The 18,012-nt window shown below is 59.2% G+C and carries 14 protein-coding genes; 4 read left to right on the top strand and 10 right to left on the bottom strand.

Annotated features, from left to right (window positions below; translation table 11 throughout):
* Window positions 1-7: 7 nt before the first annotated feature.
* From PH558_RS07680 to PH558_RS07660, 5 genes are all read right to left on the bottom strand, one after another.
* A complete protein-coding gene (locus PH558_RS07680) occupies window positions 8-1,690 on the bottom strand; it encodes a dipeptide ABC transporter ATP-binding protein (RefSeq protein ID WP_285203164.1) in 1,683 nt (560 codons plus the stop codon).
* Complete coding sequence (locus tag PH558_RS07675) at window positions 1,687-2,556, bottom strand: ABC transporter permease (protein WP_285203163.1); 870 nt, start codon at window positions 2,554-2,556, stop codon at window positions 1,687-1,689. The genes PH558_RS07680 and PH558_RS07675 overlap by 4 nt, the downstream gene beginning before the upstream one ends.
* Window positions 2,553-3,503, bottom strand: coding sequence for an ABC transporter permease (locus PH558_RS07670; protein WP_113407584.1), 951 nt, complete (start codon window positions 3,501-3,503; stop codon window positions 2,553-2,555). The genes PH558_RS07675 and PH558_RS07670 overlap by 4 nt, the downstream gene beginning before the upstream one ends.
* Window positions 3,484-5,115 (bottom strand): ABC transporter substrate-binding protein, encoded by a 1,632-nt coding sequence (locus PH558_RS07665; protein ID WP_285203162.1) that lies wholly within the window; start codon window positions 5,113-5,115, stop codon window positions 3,484-3,486. The genes PH558_RS07670 and PH558_RS07665 overlap by 20 nt, the downstream gene beginning before the upstream one ends.
* Before the next feature lie 312 nt (window positions 5,116-5,427).
* Window positions 5,428-5,808: a pore-forming ESAT-6 family protein gene (locus tag PH558_RS07660; RefSeq protein ID WP_095436876.1), complete on the bottom strand. Its 381-nt coding sequence runs from the start codon at window positions 5,806-5,808 to the stop codon at window positions 5,428-5,430.
* A gap of 481 nt (window positions 5,809-6,289) precedes the next feature.
* Here PH558_RS07660 and PH558_RS07655 point away from each other — a divergent pair, with 481 nt between their 5' ends.
* Both PH558_RS07655 and eglC read left to right on the top strand, forming a co-directional pair.
* Window positions 6,290-7,285: an ABC transporter substrate-binding protein gene (locus tag PH558_RS07655; RefSeq protein WP_285203159.1), complete on the top strand. Its 996-nt coding sequence runs from the start codon at window positions 6,290-6,292 to the stop codon at window positions 7,283-7,285.
* Window positions 7,286-7,494: 209 nt separating this feature from the next.
* Entirely contained in the window at window positions 7,495-8,931 is a 1,437-nt protein-coding gene (gene eglC / locus PH558_RS07650) for an endo-1,3-1,4-beta-glycanase EglC (protein ID WP_095436879.1), read from the top strand.
* A 76-nt stretch (window positions 8,932-9,007) separates the two neighbouring features.
* Here eglC and PH558_RS07645 read toward each other — a convergent pair whose 3' ends face one another.
* The 5 genes from PH558_RS07645 to htpG form a co-directional block, all read right to left on the bottom strand.
* The gene (locus PH558_RS07645) at window positions 9,008-9,400 is read right to left on the bottom strand and encodes a GFA family protein (RefSeq protein ID WP_095436880.1); all 393 of its coding nucleotides are present in this window, start codon (window positions 9,398-9,400) and stop codon (window positions 9,008-9,010) included.
* A gap of 115 nt (window positions 9,401-9,515) precedes the next feature.
* A complete protein-coding gene (locus PH558_RS07640) occupies window positions 9,516-10,826 on the bottom strand; it encodes an HlyD family type I secretion periplasmic adaptor subunit (RefSeq protein WP_285203155.1) in 1,311 nt (436 codons plus the stop codon).
* Window positions 10,823-12,562, bottom strand: coding sequence for a type I secretion system permease/ATPase (locus tag PH558_RS07635; RefSeq protein WP_285203154.1), 1,740 nt, complete (start codon window positions 12,560-12,562; stop codon window positions 10,823-10,825). The genes PH558_RS07640 and PH558_RS07635 overlap by 4 nt, the downstream gene beginning before the upstream one ends.
* Before the next feature lie 333 nt (window positions 12,563-12,895).
* Window positions 12,896-13,669, bottom strand: coding sequence for a siderophore-interacting protein (locus PH558_RS07630; RefSeq protein WP_285203153.1), 774 nt, complete (start codon window positions 13,667-13,669; stop codon window positions 12,896-12,898).
* Between the two features lie 281 nt (window positions 13,670-13,950).
* The gene (htpG, locus tag PH558_RS07625; RefSeq protein WP_285203151.1) at window positions 13,951-15,840 is read right to left on the bottom strand and encodes a molecular chaperone HtpG; all 1,890 of its coding nucleotides are present in this window, start codon (window positions 15,838-15,840) and stop codon (window positions 13,951-13,953) included.
* A 323-nt stretch (window positions 15,841-16,163) separates the two neighbouring features.
* Between htpG and PH558_RS07620 the strand changes: the two genes are divergently transcribed.
* Window positions 16,164-16,802 carry a hypothetical protein gene (locus PH558_RS07620; protein WP_285203150.1) on the top strand — a complete coding sequence of 213 codons (639 nt, stop codon included), beginning with the start codon at window positions 16,164-16,166 and terminating at the stop codon, window positions 16,800-16,802.
* A gap of 205 nt (window positions 16,803-17,007) precedes the next feature.
* Window positions 17,008-17,892 carry an AraC family transcriptional regulator gene (locus tag PH558_RS07615; protein ID WP_285203149.1) on the top strand — a complete coding sequence of 295 codons (885 nt, stop codon included), beginning with the start codon at window positions 17,008-17,010 and terminating at the stop codon, window positions 17,890-17,892.
* Window positions 17,893-18,012: the final 120 nt, after the last annotated feature.

The raw sequence follows: 18,012 nt of genomic DNA, 5'->3' as shown, positions 1-18,012 counted from the left end.
AGGCCTTTTAGCGCGAAAACCTCGGCACGGATGCAATAAGTTCGCGCGTATAGGCATGACGAGGCCGTTCGAAGACCTCTTCGACGGACCCAGCCTCGACGATCGCTCCCTGCTTCATGACGACGATCCGATGGCTGATATGCTGGATCACCCCCAGATCATGCGAAATGAACATCATCGACAGGCCGAGCCTTGCCTGTAGATCGACCAATAGATCCAGAACCTGGGCTTGTGTCGTGACGTCGAGTGCCGAAACCGGCTCGTCACAAATCAGAAGCTTCGGCGCGGCCGCAAGAGCCTGGGCGATCGATACGCGCTGGCGCTGGCCACCGGAAAGCGCGGTCGGCCTCCGGGCGACCAAATCCGGTGGCAAACCAACCAGAGCCAGCAGACCGATGACCTTCTCGCGGCGCTCCGATCTACCGAGACCCCCTTGAAGCAGCAGAGGCTGCTCAATGATGCGCTCGACGGTGAAGCGCGGATTGAAGGAGCTCAGCGGGTCCTGGCTGATGGTCTGTATTCCGGCTCTGAGGGGGCGGCGGATGCGTTCGGAAAGCGCGCTCCACGGTCGCCCCTCATACAGCACCTCTCCCGCATCCGGCTGCTGCAGCGCCAGCGCAATCTTGCCGAGCGTGGTCTTGCCCGAACCGGATTCACCGACCACACCCAGCGTTTCGCCGCCGCCGATATGAAGCGATACGTCGCTGACAGCGCGCAGAAGACTGCCGTCAGCGTGCCTGAAGCTCATCGATACGTTGCGTATCTCCAGCAGACGCTCGGCGGAGCAAACGGGCTTCCGGAGCGGCAAGGGCGTATTCGCTGCACTGAGGCGACGGCCGCGATTGGCCGCTGTCGGTACGGCTGCCAGGAGCTGCCGGGTGTAGTCATGTTGTGGATCTGACAGGACGCTGCGTGCCGGGCCTGTTTCCATTAGCTGGCCCTTTTGCATCACGGCGACCCGATCGGCGAGCTGGGCGGCAACGGAGAGATCATGCGTGATCAGGAGGATGCCATGGCCGGCAGCGGCCAGCTCCTTGAAGATGGCGAGCACTCTTTTCTGGACGCTGACATCCAGCGCCGTCGTCGGTTCGTCGGCGACGAGCAAGCGCGGCTGGCCGGCAAGTGCGGAGGCAATCAATGCCCTTTGCCGTAATCCGCCGGACAATTGATGCGCATATTGCCCCATCCGTAAATCCGGCTCGGGAACACCGACGCGTTCCAGCAATTCCACGACATGTTGCGATACGAGCGAGCGTGGTGCCAGTCGATGCGTGAGGATGGGCTCGGCTATTTCACGACCGACTGTCCTCAAGGGATCGAGCGATACGAGCGCATCCTGAAGAATGAAACCGATTTCGCGACCGCGCACATGGCGCCAGGCTTTTTCCGACAGATCGAGGAGGTCGAGCGGCCGGCCATCATGCGCGCTCAGTTCCATCCTGTCGGCTTTTACCACGGAGCGCGATCCAGCGAGACCGACAATCGCCCGGGCCGTTACAGACTTTCCGGAGCCGGATTCGCCAACCAATGCGAGGATCTCGCCAGGCGCGATTTGTAACGACAGGTCGCGAACCGCATCCACGCGGCCCTGCGGGGTCTGAAAGGCCACATTCAATCCTTTGACTGCAAGCAGCTGCGGCAGCTCTGAATCGGCGGTCTGAAAGTTTTGCACGCCGGACTGAATATTCATCGCAGATCTCCCGTTGCGAGGAGGGTTTGCAGTCGGCGGCCCAAAAGCGTGATCGAAATGACGGAAAGCGCAACCACCGTCGCCGGCAACAGGCTGGTCCAGGGCGCGATATCGAGAAAATTGCGGCCATTGGCGAGGAGCGCACCCCATTCAGCCGCCGGAGGCACGACGCCCAGGCCAAGGAAGCTCAAGGCCGAAGCGGACAGTACCGAACTCCCTACACCAACCGTCGCAAGGATGAGAAGCGGCCGGATGGCATTGGGGACGATATGCCGGCTGATGATCGTCCACGGATGCTCGCCAAGTGCCACAGCATGTTCGACATAGCCCGACAGCCTGATGTGAAGCACCTGCGAGCGGATCAGCCGGGCATAGCCGGCGATGCTGGCAAGCCCGACTGCCAACAGCGTGTTGCCAGGCCCGCGGCCGAGAACTGCGATCACCAGCAGCGCAAGCAGCATTTCCGGAAAGGCAAGCAGGATATCGATGATGCGCAAGAGAAGCCGGCCGATCGGCCTCGGAGCCAGCGCTGCCGTCGTCCCCAATACGATACCGCCGAGGCTGGCAATCAGGGTCGCCCCGATGCCGATCGTCAGGGACTGCGAGGTTCCGTAAACGACGCGTGAAAACAGATCCCGCCCCAGTTCGTCCGTTCCAAACCAATGTTGCCCATCAGGCGGCAGCAAGATCGCATTCGGATCGACTGCCTCGGGATCGAGCGTAGAGAGCCATTGTGGCGCCCAGACCGCAACACAAAGAAGGACGACAAAGGCGAAGGGAACAAGCAGTCCGAAAGACAGCCAGACCGGGCGTCTGCGCGTGATGCGGCGCTGCTGCCCGCGTTCTGCCAGCACGACATCGCTCAAAGGCCTATCCTCCGTAGACGTGGATCGATCAAAAGGTAGAGCGCATCGACCAGCAGATTGACGATGACGAAGACAAAGGCAGACAGCATCACCAGACCGAGGATCAACGGCATGTCGCGGGTCTTGATCGCCTGAAGCGTGATCTGCCCGATTCCCGAACGGCCGAACACCGACTCGGTCAGGATCGAGCCGCCGAGGGTGGTGGCGAGCAGAGTACCGGTAAGGGTCGAGGCCGCCAGTGCGGCGTGCCGCAAACCATGCCTGATACGTAGGACCGTCTCGCCTACGCCGCGTGTCCGGACCGTCAGCGAAAACGGCTGGGAGAGCGCCTCTTCCAGGCCGTCACGCAATACTTGGCTTAAGAGTGCGGCGAGCGGCAGGCTCAAGGCAATCGCAGGCAGCACAAGTGCCGATGGCCCATCATTGCCTGTGACCGGAAACCATTCGAGATTGAAGCTGAAGACCGTCAACAGGACGATGCCGATCCAATAGACGGGCGTGCTCAGAAGGATCAGCTCTATCCCCGAGGACAGCAGCGTCAGGCTTCTACGACGACCGGCTGTCGCGAGAGCCACGCTGATCGCCAGAAGGAGAGCAAGCACGATCGCGCTCCCGGCGAGCTGCAATGTCGGCCCAGCCGCCTCATAGATCACCTCTAAAACAGGCTGCCTGTACTGATAGCTTTGTCCGAAATCGCCACTTAAAGCCTTGCCAATATAATGCGCATATTGCAGCGCAAGCGGCTGATCGAGGCCATATTGATGCACCAATGCGGCCCGTTCTGCCTCATCGACGACGTTCTCCCCGCCAGCCAGGATCGCGACGGGATCGCCGGGAATGAGCTTTACAGCGATAAAGGCAATCGTTGCCGCACCCCAAAGCACGGCAACGATCACCCCGGTCCGCCGCACAGCGGTTTGGAAGAGCTTAGCGGCCCAGCCAGGCATCGTAGAAATTCGGCTTCGCATTGGTGGCCCAGGAAATGCCATGCAGGCTCTTCGAGGCGCCGAGCTGATAGGCGGCCACGAAAAGTGGGACGGCATAAGCCTGCTCTATCACTTCCTTCTGTATCTCGGCATAGAGTTTCTTACGCTCGGGATCGGAAGCCCCGACCGCTTTCGTCAGCTTTTCATCGAGGCTTTTAACGCGAGACGCATTCTGACCGGCTGGAGGAATATAGGCCGAATGGAATACCGTGCGCAGGATATCAGGCTCCGCACGCACATAGTAGAAGGACACGAGATCGTAATCATTGGCATTGGCGCGAGCGGTCCAGCCACCGGAATCGACTGGATCAAGCTGCAAATCGAAACCGGCCTGCCGCACCTGATATTGAACGGCCTGCGCCAAGGTCACTTCCGTCGCGGCGAGCGAGGTGCTGTCGTAGACATAATGCAGGGTCAGCCGGCCGCCGTCCTTCTTGCGGATACCATCGGCGTCTTTCTGCGACCAGCCCGCCTCATCAAGCAGCCGGTTGGCCTTTGCCAGATCGAAGCTCCATGAGCTGGAAATATCGTGGTCATAATAGAGCGTCGAGGGGCCGAGGATATTGTCGGCCGGCTTCAGGGTTCCGAAGAAGGCGGCCTTGACCGCTGCGGGTCCATTGACCGCGCTCTGGAAAGCCTGCCGCACCTTCAAATCCTGAAACGGTCCCTTCGAGGTGTTCAGGAAATAGGCGCTATTGACGCCTGGGTTTTCCCGCGTCACCACCTGCAGCTTGCCGTTACCCTGAACGGAGCGATAATTTGCCGGCGGCACCGCGTCGATCGCCTGCAGCTGACCGCTTGCCAGCGCACCGAGACGCACGGAAGCCTCCGGCAGATATTTGAAGACGATCTGATCGAAATGGGCCGGCCCTTTATGCGCGGCATAGCCGGGACCCCAATTGTAATCCGCACGGCGGCTCAGCTTGCTGCCGCTGCCCTTGGTGAAATTGTCGAGCACGTAGGGACCCGATCCGATGACCGTATTCGTCGTGCTCTGCGCTTTCTGAAGATAGGTCGGAGACTGGATACCGAGATAGGGAAGGCTCAATCCCTGCAGCAAGGGAGCAAAGGATTGGCGATAGCGGATCACAACCGTACGGCTATCCGGCGCCTCGATCTTGTCGATCGGTCCGAGCAGCGACTTGGCGTAGCTCGATGTCGTCTTCGGATCGAGAATGCGATCGAAATTGTATTTGACCGCGGCTGCGTCGAGCGGGGTGCCATCGCTGAATGTCACGCCCTGACGCAGATGGAAAGTATAGACGGTATTGTCGCCGTTAATGTCCCAGCTTTCTGCCAGCCACGGCGTGAACTTGTTGTCTTCGGCCTGCCCGACAAGCGAGTCGACGATATTGCGGGTAATCAACGCCGTGACCGAGTTGCCCGTGATCGACGGGTCGATAATGGAGGCATCCGTGGCCAGCCCGACGTTGAGAGTGCCCCCATCGACCGGCTTTGCCGTGTCGGATGCGGCATTTGCGACAGTGCCCATCATCGTCACAAAAGAAAATGCCAGGGCAATGCGGATCTTGCTTCGCCTGATAGTCTTCTCGCTTGAATGCGTTTTTCTCATATCCCGTCCCTATTTTGGCTGCCACGACATCGATCATGCGGCCAAGAGGCCACTCGACATCGCTCAGACTGAACGGCACGATAATTGTCTATAAGAATACTAGACTAAAGGCATTGTGATGCGTTTATGCGAAGACAGGCGGAAATCCGTTTCAAGATCGCTGAGACCGTCGGCAGCAACCTGACCCGTGGCTCGTTCATTGGCGTTGGAATGATTTCAAGCAAACTCTCAGGCAGCTCGAAGCGATGCAGATGCCAAGAGGATACTGCACGTGCCAAACTGCGACGGCTCGCACCGTCGCAGTTTGGCATTTCATTTTGGAAGTTGCGCGCCAGCCTGCTTCACCGCATTTGCGATGGTTTCGCAAAACTGCTTTTCGGTCACGTTCTGCGCTTTCGTAATGGCTGCAAGATCCTGATTCACGCCCATGGCGGAGATCTTGCCTTTTTCGCCTTCTTGCTCGGCCGCATCGCCCTTCGCCGTATCCGAAGGCGCCGGTATGAGAGCGAGCATTTTCGCTTGAGTCTCGACAGCGGCTCCATCGATGTGGCCTGCATTCTGGCAATATTTCAGCACGCCAAGTTGATTGCGTGCCGAATTATACGCCAATTCCAGTTGGTCGTTTGATACCTGTGCATAGCTTGGCGCGGCAAATCCGCATGCCACGATACCGATCAGAATGATCTTCCGCATATGAAACTCCTGATTGCTTCAACATGCTGCGATGTATCCTCGAACGCCTTGAAGGCAATAGCTGCAAAGTCGGAAAGCGTTCTACCCAGAAGAGCATCACTGTGGAGGGCCGAAAGAAAGCTGAAGCCTTCGATATCATCGTGGTCGCCAACGGAACTGCCCGTTCCCTCCGCAGCTCGCGCGCAGGTCCGTTCGGCAGCGATCAAACGGATCTCCAGCTTCCACATTGGGCATAAGGCGCTGATGACGCCGGTAGCATCGGTTCATTTCCTGTGGGAAAGCTTCAAACTTCATCCGGCCAACACATGGCATCGGGATTGATGTGGCAGTAATCCGGACGCGCCCGGACGGCTTTGACTGTCCGGATTTGCCCCTGCGTGGCCGTTGCGCTGCCGGGGCATCGTAAGAGCGAAGGAAAAGATCGACGGCTTCACCCGCGACATCCTTCGACAACAGCAACATCAGGACCTGGAGGTCTTACATGAAGAAGCTTATTGCTGCCGCCGTCTTCGCTGCAGCACTTTATACCTTTGCCGGTGCCGCGCATGCCGATTGCGGTTCGGTCTCCATCGCCGAAATGAACTGGGCATCGGCCGGCGTTGCGGCAAATGTAGACAAGATCATCCTCCAGGAAGGCTATGGCTGCTCGGTCGAACTCCTCACGGGCGACACGCTGCCAACATTTACTTCGATGAACGAGAAGGGCCAGCCGGACATCGCTCCGGAACTCTGGATCAATGCGGTGCGCACGCCGCTCGATCAGGCCGTTTCCGAGGGACGGTTGGTCATCGCTGCCGGCATTCTTTCCGATGGCGGCCAGGATGGCTGGTGGATTCCGAAGTTCCTGGCCGACGCCCATCCTGATATCAAGACCGTCCAGCAGGCGCTGGAACACCCGGAATTTTTCCCCGCGCCGGACGATCCGAAAAAGGGCGTCATCTACAATTGCCCGCCCGGCTGGCAGTGTCAGGCGTCGCTCGGCAATCTCTTCCAGGCGCTCGACGGCGAGAAGAAGGGCTTTGAAATCGTCGAGACCGGCTCTGCCGCCGCTCTCGACGGCACGATCGCCAATGCCTTCGAAAAGAAGACGGGCTGGCTTGGCTATTATTGGTCGCCGACCGCTATCCTCGGTAAGTATCCAATGGTGCGCCTTTCCTTCGGCGTACCCCACGACAAGGCCGAATGGGACGCATGCACCTCGATCATGGATTGCGCCAATCCAAAGGTCAATTCCTATCCCGTCTCGGAAGTCTACACCGTCGTCACCAAGAAGTTTGCCGATCACGCCGGCGTCGCGATGGACTATCTGAAGAAACGGAAATGGACGAACGATCTCGTCAACAGCATTCTTGCCTGGCAGACGGACAATCAGGGCACCAACGAAGACACCGCCCGATACTTCCTGAAGAACCATGAAGACATCTGGACGGCATGGGTAAGCCCAGATGCCGCTGCCAAGGTAAAGGCCGCGCTCTAAATTCTGGCTTTGGGGACGCGGTGAATCACTGCGTCCCGGCCTCATAGCCATGAGCGCGAATGCTCCAACCAGCACTTTTGGACAGCTTGGCGAAAAAACTTGCCGTCGGGGGTGGGCAGAAAAACAATGCACGCTATTTGATGCATATGAGCGAGGAGAAATATTAGCTCGATGGAGGAGGTCGTCCGGCACAAAGGAAGAGGATTCTCATGCCCAATTCAGTTTTGAATGCCCTTGGACAGCCACTTTACTATAGCGACACGTCGACAGGCTTCTTTTCCGCCACCGGCTCTGGCCCGGTGCTTTACGGCACCGCCGGCAACGACTCCATGTGGGGTGACGCCTCCGTCAATGTGACGATGATGGGCGGCACCGGCGACGATATCTACTATCTCTATTCCAGCATCAATCATGCCTATGAGGCGCCCAATGCCGGCGTCGATACCATCAATACCTGGATGGATTATACGCTGCCGGAAAATTTCGAAAATCTCACGGTCACCGGCAACAACCGTCATGCCTATGGCAATGACGCCGACAACATCATCACCGGCGGCAGCGGCAGCCAGACCATCGATGGCGGTGCCGGCAACGACGTGCTGACAGGCGGCGGCGGGGCCGACACCTTCGTCATCAGCAAGGGCAACGGCAGCGATCTCATCACCGATTTCAGCGATGACGACAAGGTCAGGCTCAATCAATATGGCCTGACGTCGTTCGATCAGGTTGTCAGCCATTCCACGCAGGAAGGCGCCAATGTCCGACTCGATCTGGGCAATGGCGAAAGCTTGGTCTTCGCCAACAAGACCATTTCCGACCTGCATGAAGACCAGTTTCAGCTTGGGCTTGACAGATCATCGCTGACGCAGACCTTTTCGGATGATTTCAACACGCTCTCGCTGCATGAGGGAACGCAGGGCACCTGGGATGCGAAATATTCCTGGGCGCCGGACAAGGGCAGCAGCCTGAATGACGAACTGCAGTGGTACATCAATCCTTCTTATGCGCCGACTGCCTCAGTAAACCCGTTTTCCGTCTCCGACGGCGTTCTGACGATCACGGCAAAGCAGACGCCGGATGCATTGAAATCGATCGTCGAGAACCATGATTATACATCAGGCATTCTGACCACTCATTCCACCTTCTCGCAGACCTACGGCTATTTCGAAATGCGGGCGGAGATGCCGCATAACCAGGGCGTCTGGCCTGCCTTCTGGCTGCTGCCGGAGGATGGTTCCTGGCCACCGGAACTCGATGTGGTGGAAATGCGCGGACAAAACCCGACCACGGTCAATGTGACGGTTCATTCGAATGCCACCGGCGAACACACGAAGACCTCTATTCCGGTGGAAGTGCCAAGCACCGATGGCTTTCACAATTATGGCGTGCTTTGGGACAAGGATCAGATCGTCTGGTATTTCGACGACGTTGCCGTTGCCCATGCCGATACGCCGGCCGATATGCACGGACCGATGTATATGCTGGTCGACCTCGCCGTCGGCGGCGTGGCGGGCACTCCGACGGACGGTCTCCCGAATGGGTCGGAGATGAAGATCGACTATATCAAGGCCTATTCCCTGGACGATCACAGCGCCCAGCTTGCCGCCTCGACGCAATCCGCCCACACGACAGACTGGCACATCTGACTGCATCGAACAATCGGTGCGTCAAACCAGGTGCTTCGGACGGATCGATCCGGCCGAAAGCGACCGTCATCGGGAGCTATTCCTCGAAGCGACTGGTACCCTCGCGATCGCGTGCGTATCGCTTCTCGAGCGGAAAAGGCGGCAGCCAAGATTCGCGACGGATGGTCCATAGCTCGTAAGTGGGCTTTAGCTGGTCGGGAGCATCCAGGGAGCCCAGACTTATCTCGATTTCATCCGCGGTGCGGGAAAAAACGGAGGAGCCGCAGCGGGGACAGAAGAAGCGGCCGGCATAATCCCGGGCTTCGCCGTCGATCTTGACCGCGCGCTCGGGGAATATCGCAGAGGCATGAAAAAGCGCACCATGATGCTTGCGACAGTCGAGACAATGGCAGAGACCGACCCGGTACGGCCTACCCGATGCCACAAATCGGAGGTCGCCGCATAGGCAACCGCCCTTGTATCGATCCATGTTACCCTCCTCAAAAGTCAAGCGATGAAGCATTTGCGTCGACCGCTGTGCAATTGATCGCTGTGAGCAATAGCGCTCCCGCGCATCACAATTCTGAGCCGATGCACCTATATGCCTAATCCTCTTTGAACGCTCGCCTGATCTGGTCGGTCATCGGCTTTGTCAGATAAGCAAGGACGCTTCGCTGGCCTGTCTGCAGAAAGGCCTCCACAGGCATGCCGGGCAGCGGAGTAAGCTGCCCCAGCCGATCCCATTCCGGCTTCGCCACCTTTGCTCGCACGACATAATAGCTTTGGCCCGAACGCTGATCCGTCGCCAGATCCGCGGAAATGGTATCGACCTGCCCGTTCAATTCCGGCGTGATCCGCTGATTGAAAGCAGGAAAACGCAGGGATACCGCCTGCCCTACCGTAATCTGATCAATATCCTGGGGAGCGAGTTTCAGCTCTGCGACCAGCGCGTCCTTGTCCGGAACAATCTGCAGGATCGCCTCTGCCGGCGAAATGACAGCCCCTTCGGCATGGACGCTTAGCTGATCCACAATCCCCGCCTGCGGCGCCTTAATGTCGATCCGCTTCAGATCGTCCTCGGCGGCGATCAGGCGCTCGGCAAACTGGCCGCTATCGCTTTCCGCCTGGCGCAATTGCTCGGATACTTCCGAACTGCGGTCGGCATCGATCTGCAGGATCTGCAGCTCGGTTTCCGCAATCTTGCCTTTGGTCTGGGCAATGGACGAGACTAGGTTTCCGAGATCGCCGTTCAGCGAAGCGCTTTCCCGCTGCAACGAGTAGACCTTCGTCGCCGAAATGATGCCCTGATCGAGCAGGCCTTGTAGGCTGCCGAGCTCCTTGGCAATGAGTGCGATCTCCCGCCGCTTGCCCTCTTCCTGAGCGACGAGACCGTCAATCTCCTGCCTGAGCTGCTGAATGCGCTCGTGAAGCTGCGACTTCTGCCCGTCACGCGATATCTGACGATCGCGAAAGAGCCGTCGCTCGCCTGCCATGATAGCTGCCACATCAGCATCTTCAGCAAACGAGAGCAGATCGGCCGGAAAGTCGATATCCTGTCGGCCGTCGCGCTCCGCTGCCAGACGCGCCGTGCGGGCAGAAAGTTCGTTAAGCCGTTTGCGGATGATCGAGAGGTTGGCTCTAGTTTGGGTGTCGTCAAGCCGGACGAGCACCTGGCCGGCGGCGACATGATCGCCGTTCTTCACCAGGATCGCACGAGCGATCCCGCCCTTCAAATGCTTTATTGGTTTTACATAGCTGTCGACGACGAGCGTGCCAGAGGTGACGACCGCGCCAGAAATCTTCGTTGCGGCGGCAAGGCCGCCCATGACGCCGAACAGCAGCAGAATGGCAGCTATCACCAACAGCGACAGGCGGCGGATCGTCCGTTCGTTCGATGACGGGGCCTTGCCGATCATCCGTGCGTCTCCCCGCCGGCGATGGCCAGATGAGCCGTTGCGAGCTGCTTGGGCGACGGACCGAGGATGTCCTTCTTCGGTCCGAATGCCTGGACCTGGCCGCCGGCAACGATCATGACCATATCGGCGGCGGCAAGAGCGCTTGGCCGGTGGGCAATGACGATCGCAATGCCACCCCTCTCCTTCACACCTGCAAGCGCCGCCGTCAGTGCCGCTTCGCCTTCCGCATCCAGATTGGAATTCGGCTCGTCGAGAAGCACCAGAAAGGGATCGCCATAAAGCGCCCTCGCCAGGGCGATACGCTGCCTTTGCCCGGCCGACAGGCGCGATCCGCCTTCGCCGATCTTGGTATCGAAGCCATCCGGGAGCTTGACGATCATGTCAAAGACACCCGCCGCCTTCGCCGCCGCAATGATCGACTCGGTTCGCATGCCCTCGGCAAAACGCGAAATATTCTCGGCGATCGTGCCGTCGAAGAGGTCCACATCCTGCGGCAGATAGCCGATATGCTGCCCAAGCTCATCGGTATCCCATTGCGAAAGAGCGGCGCGATCGAGCCGCACCGAGCCGATTGCAACCGGCCACAAGCCGGCGATCGCACGTGCCAGCGAAGACTTGCCTGATGCGCTCGGGCCGATGACGCCGAGTATGGTTCCCGCCGATATCTTGAACGAGACATTGCGCAGGATAAGATCGCGGCTGCCGGGCGACGTCACGGTGATATTCTCGACGCTGAGCTCCCGCGACGGCGCGGGCAAGGCGAAAGCCTGCTTCTCGGGCGGCGCTGCATCGAGGAGTGCAGCAAGCCGCGTCCAGCCCTGGCGTGCAGCCACAAAACCCTTCCATTGGCCGATCGCAAGCTCGACGGGCGCCAGCGCCCGCGTCACCAAGATCGAACTGGCAATGATGATGCCTCCCGTCGCTTCCTGGCGAATGACGAGGATCGCGCCGACGGCAAGCACACCGGATTGCAGCATCATGCGTGCAATCTTGGCGGCGATGGTCAGCGCGCCGACACGGGTGTTCGCTATCGCCTGGTGACTGAGATAATCCTCATTCATAACAGCCCATTTATCGGTGAGGCGGCCAGAAAAACCCATGGCAATAGCAGCCTCCCAGTTGCGCCGCGCAGCCTGAGCAAAGCCGAGGCGCGCCGCCGAAGACTTGGCCGCCTCCAGCGCCGGTCGACGCGACAGCATTTCGGCAGCCACGGTAATGCCGACGAGCAACAAGGCACCGCAAAGAGCTGTAAAGCCGATCCAGAAGTGGAACAGAAAGCAAAGGAGCAGATAGAACGGCACCCATGGCAGATCGAACAGCGCCGTCGAACCGCTACCGGAAAGGAAGGAGCGGATCTGCTCGAGATCACGCACGGATTGCAGCCCATCGTCCGATGTCTGTTTTTTGCTCGGCAGGAACAGAAGCGCGCCGAAGACCTTCCTGTTTAGACGCTCGTCGAGCGACATGCCGATGCGCACAAGCAGCATGGAGCGCAGGAATTCGATGACGCCCTGAAACAGATAGAGGGTCACGACGATGATGACGAGACCGGACAGCGTCGGCAGGCTATGGCTCGGAATGACCCGATCATAGACCTGCAGCATGAAGAAGGAGCCGGTCAGCGCCAGCACGTTTATGGCGGCGCTCGCTAGGGCGATGCCGATGAAGGCCCTGCGAAGCGCCGACAGCATCAGCGCAACGAATGTTTGCGGCGGGTCTTTCGGGACGGCAAGCACCTTGCGTCGATCCTCAACATTGGCCGTCGCGTACGGCAGGATTTACATGACGCCCAAAGCACCGCCTCCCGCTCGGCGCATGGACCTGCAAAGCGATCGCCTATGGCTTCGCCACTATTCCCGCTTCAAGCCTAACCTTCGACGATCCCATGCAATTGAAGAAGTCGAAATCTATCCAGAATGCAGTTTCGGTGAACTCAACCTTATCGCGGAACGCCTTGTCCACTTGCGGGACAATTGCGCCATGAAATGGGGCAGCAGCCTGTTCCGGCAAGATGCCTGACCCATCATATTAGGATGAGCAAGCGGCATCTTGCCGCCTGCCTCCCGCGTTCAATCGAATTTCTCCGTCGTGTCCGCCTTGCCCTTGACCCAATAGCCGGACGCCTTGATCCAGCTCAGCGGATAGCCGCGGTCTTCGACGAGATAGGAGCGCAAGGCGCGCGTAACGGAGGCTTCGGCGGCGATCCAGACGAACGTGCCGGGCACCACATCGATCGACTGCAATATCTTCAGAAGCGAGGACGGATCCGCCGCTTCCGAAAGAGGCCGATATGCCCAGCGCATATCCAGCTGCGCATCAGTTTGAAATGCCTGATGTTCATGAGCATCGGCAACCGCGGCGATCGCCGTTATATGCGCCCCTATACGAGCCTCCTCAATCCGGCGGCCGATGGCCGGCAGCGCCGTCTCGTCGCCGATCAGCAGCCAGTTCTCGATATCTGCGGACACGACGGCCGAGCCGCGGGGACCGCCGATCTCCAGCCTGTCGCCGACGCGAGCGTCGAGCGCCCATTGCGTGGCAGGGCCTGCCTCATGGACGGCAAAATCGAGGACGAGTGTCCGCGCGTCGGTGTCGTAATGGCGAGGCGTATAGTCACGCCGCTCCATCTCCTCGCCGACGCCTGGAACCATCACCTTGATGTGGTCGTCGGGCGCAAGGCTGACGAAATCGGCGAGATCTTCGCCGGCCAGCCAAATGCGCAGCATGCCGGGCGTGATCCTGTCGATGGCAGTTACAGTCAGGGTGCGCCGCTTCAGTTCATGGCGCACGCGCTCGATCTTCGGAGTGGAGACGGCCGGGTTTGAATTATGGGGGGTACCCATGGGTGTCCTTTCGAGGCGCCTCGATCTCGATCCGCAGGACACAGTCGCGCAGACCGAAGCCGCAGAGCCGTTCGATCATACGCGTTGAGTGACGTTAACGCTTACGTGGCTGGACGATATCAAGCCAATCTGCGTCACCTATAGAAGAAGAATTCTTACACCGCAACAAAAAGATGATTTTTCTAGACAAGTTTTCTGAGTCATAGAAAATCGAGCGCCATCGCAGGCCTCTGCGAAGCAGATCGACACGGCTGCTTCGAACCGTGCCGATCTCCATGGGATTACTGCAGCGCTTTCTCCATCAAACGCGCCAGCCGCTCGGCAAAGGCACGCGGATCGGCAGGCTTGTCGCCGTCCAGAACACGAGCCTGATCGAGCAGTAGGAAGGCAGCATCGTCGCGCAGGGACGGCGCATCCGCCTTGGCGGCAATCGCCTTGACGACCGGGTGATCCATGTTGATCTCAAGGATCGGCTTGGCGCCGGACTGCAGGCGGCCGGCCCCCTGCAGGATCTTTTCTAGCTGGCGATCATAGCCCTGCTCCGAGGCAACGAGGCAGACAGCGCTTTCGATCAGGCGGTCGGAGGCGCGGACATCGGATACCTCGTCGGCAAGCTTCTGCTTGGCATAGTCAAGGAAAGCCTGCACGTCCGCGGGTGCGCTTTCGCTTTCCGGCTTGTCTTCATCCTGCTTCTTGAACTGGGCGAGATCAGCCGAGCCTTGCGTGATCGACTTGAAGCTCTTGCCTTCGAATTCCGGTGCATTGGTCACCCAGAAGCTGTCGACGGAATCGGTCAACAACAGAACTTCTATGCCGCGGGCACGGAAACCTTCAAGCTGCGGCGACGCCTTCAGCTGCTCGAGGCTGCCGCCGACCAGATAATAGATCGACTGCTGACCTTCCTTCGCATCCCTGACGTAATCGGCGAGCGAACGATAGCCATCTCCCGAGGTAGTCGTGCGGAAGCGCGAGAGCGCCAGAAGCTGTGAGCGACGCTCGAAGTCCTCGTAGAGGCCTTCCTTGATGAGGCTGCCGAAGTTCTCCCAGATCTTCAGGAAGGCGTCGTGATCGCTCTCGGCCTGCTTCTCGATCGCCGTGATGATGCGATTGGTCACGCCTTTGCGGATCGCAGTCAGGATCGGGCTTTCCTGGATCATCTCGCGCGAGACGTTGAGCGGCAGGTCGGACGTATCGACGAGACCGCGCACAAAGCGGAGATAGCGCGGCAGCAATTCGGCTTCATCGGTAATGAAGACGCGCTTCACATAGAGTTTCATGCGGCCCTTGCGATCCGGATCGAAGAGATCGAACGGCTGCGAACCGGGCACGAAGGCAAGCGCGGAATATTCATGGCGGCCCTCGGCGCGGAAATGCACCGTCAGCGCCGGCTCGTCATACTGGCCGGAAACGCCGCGATAGAAATCGGTATATTCCTCGGACGTGATGTCGTTCTTCGATTTCGTCCAGAGCGCGGTGCCGTCGGTCAGCTGCGTCGCTTCCTCGCCGGGCTTCTCCGCGATCTTGATCGGCACCGGGACATGGCCGGACTGCTCCTTGACGATACGCTCGACGCTCCAGCGCGAAGCATAGCTCTTGGCATCTTCCATCAGATGCAGCGTGATGCGGGTGCCGCGCACCGGCGCTTCGCCGACGTCAACAGGCGCAACGCTGTAGCCGCCCTTGCCGTCCGAAGACCAGAGCCAGGCATCCTCGGCACCGGCGCGGCGCGAGATGACGTCGACGCGGTCGGCAACCATGAAACAGGAATAGAAGCCGACGCCGAACTGGCCGATGAGCTGCGCACCCTCGCCCTGCTTGTTGGCCTCGATACGCTCCATGAAGGCGCGCGTGCCTGAGCGGGCGATCGTGCCGAGCGCCTCGATCATCTCGTCGCGGCTCATGCCGATGCCGTTATCCTCGACAACGAGCTTGCCGCCATCGGCATCGAGCGTCAGCAGGATGCGGCTGTCGGGATCGTTGGCAAGCAGGCCGGGATGGGCAATCGCTTCGTAGCGCAGCTTCTCGCAGGCATCGGCCGCGTTCGAGATCAGCTCGCGCAGGAAGACATCCTTGTCCGAATAAACCGAGTGAACCATCATATGCAGAAGGCGGGCAACGTCGGCCTCGAAAACGTGGCTCTCGGCGGTATTTTCTGCGGTGGTGGTCGTCATAAGCGTCTAGTCTCCTGGGAATAAAAAAGTCGCGCCGCACAGGTGGCGGAAGACGAGGGAAATTTCAAGCTTGCGTTGTCTCACGGAGCTCAAAACGAGCGAATAGGCCCGCTTTCGCGTGCGGAAGCGTTCACGCGACGCTTCTGTCACGGGCTTATCACGCAGGATTGACATCAGTGCGGCCCGACTGCGGCACGGTGCCGCAGTCACTGCCATAAATTTGGCAGAGGCGAGACCAAGATCGAAAGGGTCGCATCGATCGGCGCTCCAAGCCATTCAAGCGGGAGCCGATCCGACATGCTCTCAACGCAAAGGAGATCATCGTGCTAACCCTCCGCAATGCATTTCTTATCGGCGCCGGCCTTATCACAGCCACAGGATTGGCGAGCCAGGCCGTCGCTCAGCAGAAGATTGAGCAATCCGCCAATACGCACCAAATGACAGTTCGCCTGCCGGACGGCTCGCTGGAATTGATCCGCTACAGCGGCGCTCAGCCACCGACGATTACCTTCCGGGACGATCCGGCGTCGATGGCGGGCTTTGCTCCATTCGACGACATCTCGCCCTTCGCCGACATAGAACGTATCTCGGCTGCCATGGATCGCGAGGCTGCAGCCCTGATGAATGATCCCCATCTTTTCGCGCCGTGGCCGGATGGCTCGGATAATCTCATGAAGATCGATCTGTCGAAGCTCCCCACAGGCGTGAAAGGATATACGGTCATCTCCACCACATCGGCCAAGGGCACCTGCACTCGAACCGTGGAGTATTTCAGCTCCGGCAGCGGCAAACCTCGGGTCGAGAAAACGAGCTCCGGAAGCTGCGGCCCGGCTCAGAGCCTGGCTACCCGGCCGGCACATGCCATTGCGCCTCAGCCATCTCCCAACCATCAGCCGTCCAACGTGATCCAGGCTTCGTTTCAGCCCGATGCAAAAACGGTGAAATTGGCAGGTCTGTTCTAGGATACAGACCCCAAGTCGGCAGTATCGATCTCAAAGGCGGGATGCTCGAAAGGGCATCCCGTTTGTCTTTGGAGACGCGGGTGGAGATATTTTTGCATAGCAATCGCCCTCGCGACCATGCGGATTGCTATCCGGGCAGTGTTGCTATAATAACTTGAGTTTAATTTGAAGGATTATTGCACAAAGGCGACGCCGGAAGCAGCAAATGACGTTTCAGCCGAGAATGCAGAACAAGATCGGAGGCTTTTCCGTCATCGGCGGTATGCATCGCCGCTACTGGAACGGCATGGTTGCCGATATCTGGAACGTCAATTGCGCCGCACAGGCCGGCGGATATTATGTGGCACGCGATCCGCGCCTGTTCATCCTTCTGGAACAGCGTGGTGCAGGCAAGACCAATGTCCGCCCCTCGCCTCGCGCGCAGGCCCAGCTGCAGGATTATAGTAGCGGTCGCATCTCCTATATCCCCGCCGGCATGGAGCTCTGGGTCGACATGGCAGGCGTCGAGTTCGTGCGCCACCTCGATATTCATTTCGATGCTGGGGTTGTCAGCCAACGCCTGATGGAAAATATCGATCCGGCACAGCTCGACCGGCCGCAGCTGCATTTCAACGACCCGCGGGTAATGGCGCTCGCCGAGCTTATCGCCGCCGAATGTGAAAACCCCGAGCCGCTGCACGATCTCTACGGCGATGGTCTGACGCTTTCGCTTTTGATCGACGTGCTGCAGTTACGCGGAACCCAGCCACGCAAACGCAGCGGCCTTGCTACCTGGCAGCTGCGGCGCGCGGTCGATTATATCGAAGAGAACTGCACGCGCGCCATCCGGCTGGAAGAACTGGCGGCGCTGACCGGCCTCTCGCAGTCGCATTTCAGCCACGCCTTCAAGGCGTCGACGGGTCTGCCGCCGCATCAATGGCAAACGCAGGCCAGGCTCGAACGGGCGAAGCATCTTCTTCTGAACAGCAAGATGCCGTTGACGACCGTCGCCGTCGAAACCGGCTTTGCCGATCAGGCGCATTTCACCCGTGTCTTCCGCAAGAATGTCGGCACCGCGCCCGCCAGTTGGAAGCGGAGCAGGCTTGCCTGAAAACCACAGTCCGCGAGCAATTGCACGTTTTGCGGAGAATTGCCCAAAAACATTCAATTTCCCCCATGACAGACAAGCCGTGCCCGTAAATATGAGTTAACTGCTCATCTTATCGAGGGA

Origin of the sequence: Rhizobium pantanalense, assembly GCF_030182525.1 — a bacterium.
GTDB lineage: Bacteria > Pseudomonadota > Alphaproteobacteria > Rhizobiales > Rhizobiaceae > Rhizobium.
This window is presented reverse-complemented; position numbering and strand designations above follow the sequence as displayed.